The following is an 11,647-nucleotide window of genomic DNA, read 5'->3' as shown; positions in this document are numbered from 1 at the left end:
GCTCATTCCCCTTGACTCGGCTTGTCGGCACTGGACGCCCAACTGGGCATCAGCGTGTTGGAAGGCAGCGATTCATCCAGCAGTTTCCGAGCGGTCACCACCCCGGCCACCGGCAAGCCTGTCGGGTCAAGCAAGCCGATTTGTACAAGCACACTGGCCTGGTCCCAATAGATATGTTCGTGATACAGCTTGGGCCCCCGGAACTTGACCACGCCCAGCATTGGAATTTCGACATGCCGCCCTGTCGGGGCCACGCCGGGAAGCAGCCAGTCGATTTCACTGTCGTGGGTAAAACTCATGATGAATTCATCGACGATCTGGCTCGCGCCAACCGTGCGCGACAACGGGGTCAACGCCATGTCCTTGGGGTTGCCGTGGACGAAATGGTGCTGGTAGAAACGGCTCAGCTCCTTGGCGCCCACGCCACCGGTCATGGTCGGAATGTGATTGACGTAGGGTTCGGCCACCATGGTCGCCATGGTGGCGGGCACGTCCCGGGTGTCGAACTCGTGCCGTACATGCTCGTCCCACAGATCCGAGAGGTTGTAATCAGGCCCAAGCACCCGGCGAAGGGCTGCGACCGTGCGCTCGTGAGCCAATAACGCCGAAGGCTTGTGGTAGTGGTGCCCCTTGGGGCGGGCAAAGGCGTGGTCCACCCCGGGATAGACATACAGCTCGACGGCCGGTTTATCGTGCAGGGCAGCGCGGATCGCGGATCGCGCTTCGGCGGGACAGAACTGATCCCGTTCGGCCATATGAAGTACCAGGCGTCCCTGTAGCCCTTCGATTTCCGGCAGCGCATTTTCAATCCCGACGCCGTAATAACCCACGGCACAAGCCACCTCTGGCAAGCGACAAGCCGCCAGGTACGCCAGCTTGCCGCCCAGGCAATAGCCGACAACCCCCAGCCCTCCCGGCTTGCATTGGGGCAAGGCCTTCAGCGCATTCAGGCTGGCTCGAATGTCGTCAATGCCCAGCGCCTCGTCGAACCCCTGATAAAGGGCGTAGGCGCGACCAAATTCGGCTTCGGTGTAGCCCAGCTCGACACCCGGCTCCTGGCGCCAGTACAGATCGGGGACCAGGACCGTGTACCCCTCTTCCGCCAACAGATCGGCGACATCGCGCATCGCCTGGTTAACACCGAAAACTTCCTGACAAAGCACCACGCCCGGCCCACGACCGTCGACAGAGGTCGCCAGGTAAGCCTGAAACTGACCGCCGGACGGAACCGGCACGCTGACATACTGGCCTTTCATCTCGATTCTCCAATTGTTTCAGGAACGTTGCAGGGGATATTGCGCACCTTCGGCGACACCGACTATCCGCTGAGTGCGATGCTTGTCCGTGGTCTGCGGGAAGTTGTCCGCCAGGCTTTTCAACGCCAGCCGCACCAGCGCCAACGGGTGGGTCATCAAGGCCCGAACCTGTTCACTGCGGCTCTGGCCATACAGGCACCAGTTACAGAAGTGCTCGCAATTGTTGGTCAGCAGCCGGTAGCGGTTTTCCCCCAGGCGCGAAAGTGCCCGGCGGATCACTTCCTCGCGGTCGAACCGCGAACAGGGCGCGGCATCGACACAAACCGGCTGACCGCAGGCAAACCGGTCCAGTGTCAGCACCTCGATCGGCCCGACCTCGAAAGCACTGTGGAAACCCGCGTAGTGCACGACCCGTAGGTCACCCAGGTAGATGCCATGGTGGTAGTAATGCGGCCTTGCTGTAATGAGATGGCTGCCGGGTTGAACGGCGGTGATTTCCAGATCATTCCAGTGCCGCCAGTGATGGGCAGAAGGAACAAATGATGCCGGGGTGGTATTCATGGCGTTCAACCTCGCCGTCTGGCGGCGTCAGTGGATCGACAAGTGTTGAATACAGGCTGCGCCCCACCCCTCGGGCACACTATCCGGCTGACGCAGACACTGTCCGGTGACTGCGCAAATGTGAGAGGTACCTGGCCTGCTCAATACGCCGCCAGGCATCGGGCTCAGGTCCCAAAAAAAGTTGGACGCCCAAGGCAGACGGGGGGATTCTAGGAGTCATCCGCTACGCGGGCGCGCAGCCTGAGCGCGCCGTAGCCGCCTGGCACGTCAATTGCTTTTTCAGGTGAACGACCCATTAAGGGCACAAAAAGAAACAGACATGCGCACGGGTTATCCAGATACCGCAGCGATCATCCGGATCCTGCAGAATCGGCGTAACACCCCTGTGCGACATGCCTTGAAACCGTGCATGCAACTGAGGTGACCATGAGCCAGAATCTCATCGCGCAGCGCTGCGCCAGCCTGTTCGACAATGCGTCACTGTTCACTCCGGCAAACCAGTTGTTCCTGCTCAATGATCTGGACAGCATCCGCGAGGGTGTCAGTGGCGTCTTCAAGAAACACGAACTGCGCTGCCTTGACGGTACCGAACGCATCAGCGCCCGGATGCACCACATCAATCGAGGGCGCCTGTCCTTGAACCGTTTGGAATATGGCGTGAACGTGAGCATCGATCCGGGCCGCCTGGAAGACTTTTTCCTGATTCAGATCCCGATCCAGGGACGGGCACGGATTCAATGCGCCGGGCACGATTTCATCTCGTCGCCGGAACGGGCCTCGCTGATATCGCCCACTCTGCCGGTGTCCATGAGCTGGGACGCCCATGCGCCTCAGTTGGCATTGCGGATTGAGCGCAGTGAAGTCGAATACCATTGCGTCCAGCATTTGGGCCACGCATTGGACAGGCCGCTGGAATTCAATCCGGATCTGGACCTCACCACGCAGGGGGGACATTACTTTCTGCAGTTGATCACGGTACTGGCCGATGCAATCAAGCTGGATGACCATCCCCTGCACTACTCGCTGGTGCTCAAGCAGTTCGAGTCCATGCTGATCAATGCCTTGGTGTATGGCCAACCGAACAACCTTCGGGAACGCTTGGACAGCGCCGGCAAGCCCAAGGCGCTACTGCCCCATTTCGTCAAGCGAACCGAAGAATACATGCGTGCGCATGCCGACCAGCCCTTGAGTGTCGAGCAACTCGCCGAACACGCTGGCGTGAGCGTCCGCACACTCTTTGCCGGTTTTCGCGACTTCTGCGACACCACGCCCATGGCTTACTTGCGCAATCTGCGCCTGGAACAAGTGCACCTTGAACTCAGCAGCCAACAGCAGGACGCATCCGTGACGGACATCGCCTTCAAATGGGGTTTCGCTCACTTGGGCCGGTTTGCACAGGAATATAAAAAACGCTACGGCGAGGCTCCGTCGACCACCCTCAGGTTCCGCAACTGATCGCAAGACCCTCGACAATCGCGCCGCGGCGTTCGCTGAACCAAGTTCTCCGACCATCAAGCATCGCACAAAGAAAAAGCCACGGAAGGCAATCCTCCCGTGGCTCGATAAGACATCACTGAACGATCAATCTTCCAAGGCACGAATCCGCTCGCGACGCTGCTGCTCCTCGGGCTGCGCGGTGGATTGCAAGGTGAAATCAAACTCGATTTCAGCAAAGCGACCGCTTACGCCCAAGGCTTTGGCCCGATCCTGATCCTCGCTGAAGGTGATCTTGGCGATCAATTCATCGCGAGTCGCGTAGGCAAAATCGTCATGCAGGTATTGGTCGCCGTCGAGATTGATCTGGGTGGTCAGGTGACGATGATCCGGCGCCGAGATAAAGAAATGGACATGTGCCGGGCGCTGCCCGTGCCGGCCCAGTTGATCCAGCAACTGCTGGGTCGGGCCGTCCGGCGGGCAACCGTAACCCGATGGCACGATGCTGCGGAAGCGATATCGGCCCTGGGCATCGGTGACGATACGCCGGCGCAGGTTGAATTCTGACTGGGTCGTATCGAAGTACGAATAGGTGCCGCCGGTGTTAGCGTGCCACACATCCACAACCGCACCGGCGAGCGGTTCGCCGGCGGTGTTGAGCACCTGCCCCCGCATGAACAACACGACACCTGGATCCGTACCGTCATCGAGTCGCGCCTCGAAGTTCGACAGCGGCGCGCCGGCCACATACAGCGGGCCTTCGATGGTTCTCGGCGTACCGCCGGTTTTACCAGCCTGCGCGTCCTCGGCATCCATCAGCAAGTCCAGGTAGTGCTCCAGGCCGAGCCCGGCCGCCAGCAACCCGGCTTCCCGCCGCGTGCCCAGAACATTGAGAAAGTTGACAGCCTTCCAGAACTCCTCAGGCGTCACGTCCAGGTCTTCAATGATATTCACCACGTCCCGCAGCAGCCGATACACGATGGTCTTGGTGCGCGGATTACCGTTGGCGTTATCCAGCCCGCTGACTTCTTCGAGAAACTTCTGGACTTCGGTCGTCGCGGAAATATTGATGCTCATGATTAATCCTCATCTTGTATTTATTAGAGTAGCGCCAAGGCGCGGTGAACTCAGCGATCATCTTCGTGAATGGAAGAAGGATGTCGGCACAGCGGCGCGACCTCGATCGTCATGTAGGGGTACAGCGGCAGTTGCATGAGCAGGTCGTGCAGCTCTTGGACGCTGTCGACATCGAACACGCTGTAGTTGGCATAGAGCCCGGCGATGCGCCAGAGATGCCGCCATTTGCCTTGTTGTTGCAGGCGCTGGGCCAGGGCTTTCTCGTCGGCCTTGAGCTGCGCGGCGCGGTCGGGGTCCATGTCGAGCGGCAGGTTCACGCTCATCTTTATGTGAAACAGCATGACGTTCCTCCTCAGGCTTGTTGAATGGAGACAGTGGTTTTGTCACGACGGAAAAAAGCCAGGCGCTCTTCATCCAGGCGCAGCCCCAACCCCGGTGCTTGCGGTACGTGCAACTGAAAGTCACGGTAGATGGGCGGTTCGGCCAAAATGTCTTCGGTCAGCAGCAGTGGTCCGAACAATTCGGTATCCCAACCCAGCGCATTCAACGTGATGAACGCATGGGCCGAGGCCAACGTGCCGATACCGCCTTCGAGCATCGTGCCGCCATACAGGCCGATGCCTGCCGCCTCGGCGATAGCCGCCGTTCGCAGCACAGCCCGCGGCCCACCGTTCTTGGCGATTTTCAAGGCGAACACCGACGCGGCACCTTCGCGTGCCAGGTTGAAGGCGTCCTCCACGCATTCGATCGACTCGTCCGCCATGATCGGGGCAGGACTCACGGCATTCAGGCGCGCCATGCCCGCACGGTTGTTGCGCGAGATCGGTTGCTCGATCAGATCGATGCCGTTGCTGGCAAGCACTCGACACGCCCGTACGGCAATCGCCTCGTCCCAGGCCTGATTGACATCGACCCGGACACTGGCACGGTCACCCAAAGCCTTTTTGATCGCGATGACATGGGACAGGTCGCGATTGACCTCGCCGGCACCGATCTTCAACTTGAAGATCCGATGCCGCCGCAGGTCGAGCATTCGCTCCGCTTCCGCGATGTCCTTGGCGGTGTCACCGCTGGCGAGGGTCCAGGCCACCGGCAGGGCATCACGAACACGGCCGCCCAGCAGTTCGCTGACAGGCATTTCCAGACGCTTGCCCTGAGCATCGAGCAACGCGGTTTCAATGCCGGACTTGGCGAATGTGTTGCCACGGATACTGCGCTCCAGTCGCAACATCGCGGCATTGACATTGCAACTGTCCTGGCCGATCAACAGGGGTGCGAAATACCGATCGATATTGGTCTTGATGCTGTCGGGGCTTTCATTGCCATACGCCAGGCCGCCGATTGTGGTGGATTCGCCAATGCCGACAATACCGTCGGCGCAACGCAGGCGAATGAGCACCAGGGTCTGGTTCTGCATGGTGTGCATCGCCAGTTTGTGAGGGCGGATGGTGGGCAGATCGACGATGATCGTCTCGATCGATTCAATGGCAGCAGCTAGCATTTCGATACCCGTCAGGTTCTTGAGGTTCTGACGCTGATTCTCATACGGCTTTTTTCGGGGGGCCAATATAGAATTGGTCTCGCTTGATACCTTTAAAGTATTTAACCATCAACCTCAGGGGGCTTCATGGAACTGCGTCACTTGCGTTACTTTCAGGTGTTGGCCCAGACCCTCAACTTCACCCGTGCCGCCGAGCTGTTGCACATCGCCCAACCGCCGTTGAGTCGGCAGATCCAACAACTGGAGGACGAACTGGGGGTTCTGCTGTTGGAGCGGGGACGGCCGCTGCGACTGACCGAAGCCGGGCGCTTCTTCCATGAGCACTCCAGCGTGCTGCTCGAACAATTGGGCAAGGTATGCGACAACACGCGCCGCATCGGCCTGGGCGAAAAAACCTGGCTGGGCATCGGGTTTGCACCCTCGACACTCTACGGCGTGCTGCCGGAACTGATTCGTCGCCTGCGCAGCGGTGAGCCCCTGGCGCTGGAGTTGGGGCTTTCGGAAATGACGACGCTGCAGCAGATACAAGCACTCAAGGCGGGGCGAATCGATGTCGGCTTCGGGCGCATTCGCATAGACGATCCCGCGATTCTCCAGACCGTGCTGGCAGAGGACCGACTGGTGGTGGCCCTGCCCGCCGGTCATCCGCTGCTCGCCCGGCCTGTCAGCCTTCGCGACCTGGCGAACGAACCTTTCGTGCTTTACCCGGGTAACCCGAGACCGAGCTACGCTGATCATGTGATCGCACTGTTTGAATCCTATGGCGTGCACATCAACGTCGCCCAATGGACCAACGAGCTGCAGACGGCCATTGGCCTGGTGGGTGCGGGAATCGGCGTCACGTTGGTGCCGGCCTCGGTGCAATTGCTGCACCGCGACGACATCGGTTTCACGCCATTGCTGGAAAACAACGCCACATCGCCGATTATTCTCAGCAGGCGTGCGGGCGATGTATCGCCGGGGTTGAATCACTGTTTACAGGTGATCGAGGCTTTACTCGAGCAGGAACGGCTGAGCTGATCCTGGTGGCAGGAGCCCCGCAGGCTACAGAGGCGTCTGCGTCCTCAAGGCTTGATATTCTTCAGCTCATTGAGCAACGCCAGCAGTTGCTGCATCTTTTCTTCGCCGAACTGCTCTTCGATCCGCCGATAGTTGCCTTCCATCCCCTCGCTCATGGACACGAAGCATTGCTGGCCGCGTTCGGTCAGGCTAACGAACACCCGACGCTGGTCCTGGCTGGATTTCTGCCGGCACACCAGGCCATCGCGCTCCAGGCGACTGAGCACGCCGGTCATGCTCGGTTTGAGGATGCAGGCCTGCTGGGCGAGCTGGTGGCTTTCCAGCTCACCTTGCTGATGCAGGATGCGGATCACCCGCCATTGCTGCTCGGTGAGGTCGTGCTGGTTCAACGCCGGGCGGAAAAACGCCATGGCCGCTTCGCGGGCCTGCAGTAGCGTCAGCGTCAATGAAGGTCTGGGGTTGGCCATGTTCGGACTGCTTGGATGGACGAGTGGGCAGCTTAGTGGCGTGGGCAGGTCGCTGCAAGAAGCAGGGTCGCTTGATCAAATTTGCCGCCGGTTTGTGGCGAGGGGATTTAGCGAGGATAGATTTCAGCGCAACCCCGACTGCCGCTGGCGATACTCCCCCGGAGTGAGCTGGGCATAGCGCTGGAAAAACCGGCTGAAATAGGCCGGGTCCTTGAACCCGAGCTGGTAGCAGATTTCGTTGGCCGAGCTGCCGGTGAACAGCAGCAGGCGTTTGGCCTCTTGCATCAACCGCTCCATGATCAGTCGCTTGGAAGGCAGGTCGGCAATGCGTCGACACACGTCGTTGAGGCGCGCCTCGGTCACCCCGATGCCCTCGGCATAGCGCGACAGCGGCCAATGTTGCAGGTAGTGCGCTTCGATCAGCTCGTTGAAACGGTGGAAGATCTTCAGGTCCTCATGCCGCGCCGGTCGCGCTTCCAGGGAGTTGGAACACAGCCGCAGCAGGCTGATCATGATCAACCGGGTCAAACCGTCCAGCGCCACGCTGCGCCCCGGCCGAGCGGCCGCCACCTCCGCGCTCAGTTCCTCGAACAAATATTCCAGCCGCCGTACTTCCCCGGCCTGTTCCGGGCCCAATTGCGTCAGCGCCACACAGGCCGCCGGTAGCTGCACACCGGCCGGGGCGAGTCCGGGGTCGGCGTCGATCAATTGCCAGACCAACTGCTGGCGCACCGTCAGCACGTGCCCGTCACTGTCGGCCTCGGTCACGAAGGAATGGGGAATGGTCGGCGGCGTGAGAAAGAACATCGGCCCGGACTCGACGTACTGCTGGTCGTCCAGATACACCCGCACGGTGCCGCTCTTGACGTAGTGCACCTGAAAGAACCGGTCGTGGCGATGCACCGGCATGTTCCGGCCGAAAAAGCCCGCCAGGTTGGCGAGCCGATCGTAATGCACTTCGGCATCGCTGTAGCGCTGGTCGTAGACCTGGCCAATGTTGATGTTCGGGATCGGCTGACGATCGGTCATCACGCAGTACTCGTTTTTATTCTGATTCAGGCAACGCCCGAGGCTCATCCTGCACCGAATCCGGGAAGGCAACCAGTACCGATCATTCTGTCACGCTTGACGATAGTTAACATCTTAATTATAACTGTTAACACATTAACAATATCGCAGAGCCCTCCTCCCTCTGCACCGCCAGGAGACAAGCATGAGCCGTGCCCTGCATGACGTCGCAACCGGCACCCTGTTCGGGGTCGCGCTGAACTATCAGGGGCTGCTGAAGCAGCGCCTCGCCGAGTTCGAGCAACCGCCTTACCAGAAGCCGCCGGTCAAGCCGGTGCTGTTCATCAAGACCCCCAACACCCGCAACCGGCACGACGCCGACGTGGTTCATCCCGGCCACGGCGAACGACTGCAACCGGGCCCGGCCCTGGGTGTGGTGATGGGCAGGTCGGCCAGCCGCGTCAGCGCCGCCGAGGCCCTGGACTATGTGGCTGGTTACACCGTCGTCAATGAATTCAGCCTGCCGGAAGACAGCTACTACCGCCCCGCCGTCAAGGCCAAGTGCCGGGACGGCTTCTGCGCCATCGGGCCGGAACTGGTGCCGAGCGCCAACGTGGCCGATCCCCACAGCCTGGCGATCACGCTGTACGTCAACGGCGAAGTACGGCAGCAGAACAGCACGGCCAATTTCGTTCGCAACATCCCCCAACTGATCGCCGAGATCAGCGAGTTCATGACCCTGCACGCCGGCGACGTGCTGATCACCGGCACGCCTGAGGGCCGGGTCGACGTGGTACCCGGTGATCGCGTCGAAGTGGACATCGGCGGCCTGGGTCGTCTCATCAACACCGTTGTGGCCGAGCAACCAGGAGTACGTTCATGAAGCATGCGCGCATTCGTTTCGAAGACCAGGTCCACGCCGTCACCGTCGAGGCCGGCAACACCGTGCGCCTGGCCGATGGTCGCCTGCTGGCCGAGGACCAGGTCGAGTGGCTGCCACCGGCCACCGGCAGCATGTTCGCCCTGGGCCTGAACTACGCCGACCACGCCGCCGAGCTGGCCTTCAAGCCGCCCACCGAGCCCCTGGCGTTCATCAAGTCGCCCGGCACCTACACCGGCCACAACCAGCAGACCTGGCGCCCCGACAACGTCGCCTACATGCATTACGAGTGCGAGCTTGTCGCGGTCATCGGCAAAGCCGCCCGCAACGTCAAGCGCGAGGACGCCCTGGACTACCTGGCCGGCTACACGGTGTGCAACGACTATGCGATCCGCGATTACCTGGAAAACTACTACCGCCCCAACCTGCGGGTGAAGAACCGCGATGCCACGACTCCTGTCGGCCCGTGGATCGTCGACGTCGCCGATGTGCCGGACCCGGCCAACCTGAAGCTGCGCACCTGGATCAACGGTGAACTGCGCCAGGAAGGCAGCACGAAGGACATGATTTTCGACGTCCCCTACCTGATCGAATACCTGTCCAGCTTCATGACCCTGCAACCCGGCGACATGATCGCCACCGGCACGCCGGAAGGCCTGGCGGACGTGGTGCCCGGTGATGAAGTGGTGGTGGAAGTGGAAGGCGTCGGCCGCCTGGTCAATCGAATTGTCAGCGAAGCCGCGTTCTTCGCATCCCGTAAAGAGGCTTGAGCAACATGATCAAACACTGGATCAACGGCCGTGAGGTCGAAAGCAAAGACGTCTTCGTCAACTACAACCCGGCCACCGGTGAAGCCATTGGCGAAGTCGCCAGCGGCGGCGCCGAGGAAGTCGCACAGGCCGTGGCCGCGGCCAAGGAGGCCTTTCCGAAGTGGGCCAACACCCCCGCCAAGGAACGCGCCCGGCTGATGCGCAAGCTGGGTGAGCTGATCGACCGGGACGTGCCGAAACTGGCCGAGCTGGAAACCCTCGACACCGGGTTGCCGATCCACCAGACCCGGAATGTGCTGATCCCCCGGGCCTCCCACAACTTCGATTTCTTTGCCGAAGTCTGCACCCGCATGGACGGCCACACCTACCCGGTCGACGACCAGATGCTCAATTACACCCTGTACCAGCCGGTGGGTGTCTGCGGCCTGGTGTCGCCATGGAACGTGCCGTTCATGACCGCGACCTGGAAGACCGCGCCGTGCCTGGCTCTGGGCAACACCGCCGTGTTGAAGATGTCGGAGCTGTCGCCCCTCACGGCTAACGAACTGGGGCGCCTGGCCGTGGAAGCGGGAATTCCCAACGGCGTGTTGAACGTAATCCAGGGCTACGGCGCCACGGCGGGCGATGCGTTGGTGCGGCACCCGGACGTGCGGGCGATCTCCTTTACTGGCGGCACCGCCACCGGCAAGAAAATCATGCAGACCGCCGGGTTGAAAAAGTACTCCATGGAGCTCGGCGGCAAGTCGCCGGTGCTGATTTTCGAAGACGCAGACCTGGAACGGGCCCTCGACGCGGCGCTGTTCACGATCTTCTCGCTGAACGGCGAACGTTGCACCGCCGGCAGCCGGATCTTCATCCAGGAAAGCGTCTACCCGCAGTTCGTCGCCGAATTCGCCGCCCGCGCCAAACGCCTGATCGTCGGTGATCCACAGGATCCGAAGACCCAGGTCGGCTCGATGATCACCCAGGCCCACTATGACAAAGTCACCGGCTACATCAGGATCGGCCTCGAAGAAGGCGCCACCCTGCTGGCCGGCGGCCTGGAACGCCCGGCCAACTTGCCTGCACACTTGAGTCGCGGCCAGTTCATCCAGCCGACGGTGTTCGCCGACGTGAACAACAAGATGCGCATCGCCCAGGAGGAAATCTTCGGCCCGGTGGTCTGCCTGATCCCGTTCAAGGATGAAGCCGAAGCCCTGCAACTGGCCAACGACACCGAATATGGCCTGGCGTCGTACATCTGGACCCAGGACATCGGCAAGGCCCATCGCCTGGCCCACGGCATCGAGGCCGGCATGGTGTTCATCAACAGCCAGAACGTCCGCGACCTGCGCCAGCCTTTCGGCGGCGTAAAGGGTTCCGGAACCGGGCGCGAAGGTGGACAGTACAGCTTCGAGGTGTTTGCCGAGATCAAGAACGTTTGCATTTCCATGGGCGGCCATCACATTCCAAGGTGGGGCATCTAAAACCAGCGATGAACCCTGTGGCGAGGGGATTTAGCGAGACGTCGCACCGCCCCGCTGGGCTGCGAAGCAGACCTCAAACCAGACACCTCGGTGTGTCAGGTTGATCGGGGTTGACTGATTCAGGGCCGCTTCGCGCCCCAGCGGGGATAAATCCCCTCGCCACAAAGGCTGTAGTTCATCAACCTAATGTGACCCTAGCCTCAACAA

Annotated in this window: 12 protein-coding genes; 5 read left to right on the top strand and 7 right to left on the bottom strand. The window is 61.0% G+C overall.

Features of this window, described 5'->3' with window-relative positions; all coding sequences use genetic code 11:
• Window positions 1-2: 2 nt before the first annotated feature.
• Both LOY35_RS12745 and LOY35_RS12740 read right to left on the bottom strand, forming a co-directional pair.
• Window positions 3-1,256 (bottom strand): dienelactone hydrolase family protein, encoded by a 1,254-nt coding sequence (locus LOY35_RS12745; protein WP_258632944.1) that lies wholly within the window; start codon window positions 1,254-1,256, stop codon window positions 3-5.
• Between the two features lie 18 nt (window positions 1,257-1,274).
• Window positions 1,275-1,817 (bottom strand): lecithin retinol acyltransferase family protein, encoded by a 543-nt coding sequence (locus tag LOY35_RS12740; protein WP_258632943.1) that lies wholly within the window; start codon window positions 1,815-1,817, stop codon window positions 1,275-1,277.
• 426 nt (window positions 1,818-2,243) lie between these two features.
• Between LOY35_RS12740 and LOY35_RS12735 the strand changes: the two genes are divergently transcribed.
• Window positions 2,244-3,272: an AraC family transcriptional regulator gene (locus LOY35_RS12735; protein WP_258632942.1), complete on the top strand. Its 1,029-nt coding sequence runs from the start codon at window positions 2,244-2,246 to the stop codon at window positions 3,270-3,272.
• A 126-nt stretch (window positions 3,273-3,398) separates the two neighbouring features.
• On the opposite strand, the gene catA is transcribed toward LOY35_RS12735, so the two are convergent.
• Genes catA through LOY35_RS12720 form a run of 3 tightly spaced genes read right to left on the bottom strand, consistent with a single transcriptional unit; the run spans window position 3,399 to window position 5,829 of the window.
• Entirely contained in the window at window positions 3,399-4,328 is a 930-nt protein-coding gene (gene catA / locus LOY35_RS12730) for a catechol 1,2-dioxygenase (protein ID WP_258632940.1), read from the bottom strand.
• A gap of 50 nt (window positions 4,329-4,378) precedes the next feature.
• Window positions 4,379-4,669 (bottom strand): muconolactone Delta-isomerase, encoded by a 291-nt coding sequence (gene catC / locus LOY35_RS12725; protein WP_258632939.1) that lies wholly within the window; start codon window positions 4,667-4,669, stop codon window positions 4,379-4,381.
• Between the two features lie 11 nt (window positions 4,670-4,680).
• Complete coding sequence (locus LOY35_RS12720; protein WP_258633585.1) at window positions 4,681-5,829, bottom strand: muconate cycloisomerase family protein; 1,149 nt, start codon at window positions 5,827-5,829, stop codon at window positions 4,681-4,683.
• A gap of 126 nt (window positions 5,830-5,955) precedes the next feature.
• On the opposite strand from LOY35_RS12720, the gene LOY35_RS12715 reads away from it, so the two are divergent.
• Window positions 5,956-6,849 carry a LysR family transcriptional regulator gene (locus tag LOY35_RS12715; protein WP_258632937.1) on the top strand — a complete coding sequence of 298 codons (894 nt, stop codon included), beginning with the start codon at window positions 5,956-5,958 and terminating at the stop codon, window positions 6,847-6,849.
• A gap of 44 nt (window positions 6,850-6,893) precedes the next feature.
• Here LOY35_RS12715 and hpaR read toward each other — a convergent pair whose 3' ends face one another.
• Window positions 6,894-7,316: a homoprotocatechuate degradation operon regulator HpaR gene (gene hpaR / locus LOY35_RS12710; protein ID WP_258632936.1), complete on the bottom strand. Its 423-nt coding sequence runs from the start codon at window positions 7,314-7,316 to the stop codon at window positions 6,894-6,896.
• Between the two features lie 123 nt (window positions 7,317-7,439).
• Window positions 7,440-8,345: a 4-hydroxyphenylacetate catabolism regulatory protein HpaA gene (gene hpaA / locus LOY35_RS12705; RefSeq protein WP_139642391.1), complete on the bottom strand. Its 906-nt coding sequence runs from the start codon at window positions 8,343-8,345 to the stop codon at window positions 7,440-7,442.
• Window positions 8,346-8,529: 184 nt separating this feature from the next.
• Here hpaA and LOY35_RS12700 point away from each other — a divergent pair, with 184 nt between their 5' ends.
• The 3 genes from LOY35_RS12700 to hpaE are packed head-to-tail and all read left to right on the top strand — an operon-like array spanning window position 8,530 to window position 11,440.
• Window positions 8,530-9,207 carry a fumarylacetoacetate hydrolase family protein gene (locus tag LOY35_RS12700; RefSeq protein ID WP_258632935.1) on the top strand — a complete coding sequence of 226 codons (678 nt, stop codon included), beginning with the start codon at window positions 8,530-8,532 and terminating at the stop codon, window positions 9,205-9,207.
• Window positions 9,204-9,974, top strand: a complete 771-nt coding sequence (locus LOY35_RS12695) for a fumarylacetoacetate hydrolase family protein (RefSeq protein ID WP_258632934.1) — start codon at window positions 9,204-9,206, stop codon at window positions 9,972-9,974. The genes LOY35_RS12700 and LOY35_RS12695 overlap by 4 nt, the downstream gene beginning before the upstream one ends.
• A 5-nt stretch (window positions 9,975-9,979) precedes the next feature.
• A complete protein-coding gene (hpaE, locus tag LOY35_RS12690) occupies window positions 9,980-11,440 on the top strand; it encodes a 5-carboxymethyl-2-hydroxymuconate semialdehyde dehydrogenase (RefSeq protein WP_047703380.1) in 1,461 nt (486 codons plus the stop codon).
• The last annotated feature ends 207 nt before the right edge of the window (window positions 11,441-11,647 follow it).

This window comes from Pseudomonas sp. B21-028, from assembly GCF_024749045.1.
Lineage (GTDB): Bacteria > Pseudomonadota > Gammaproteobacteria > Pseudomonadales > Pseudomonadaceae > Aquipseudomonas.
The sequence above is the reverse complement of the archived record's forward strand: the minus strand, read 5'-3'. Positions and strand labels throughout refer to the sequence as shown.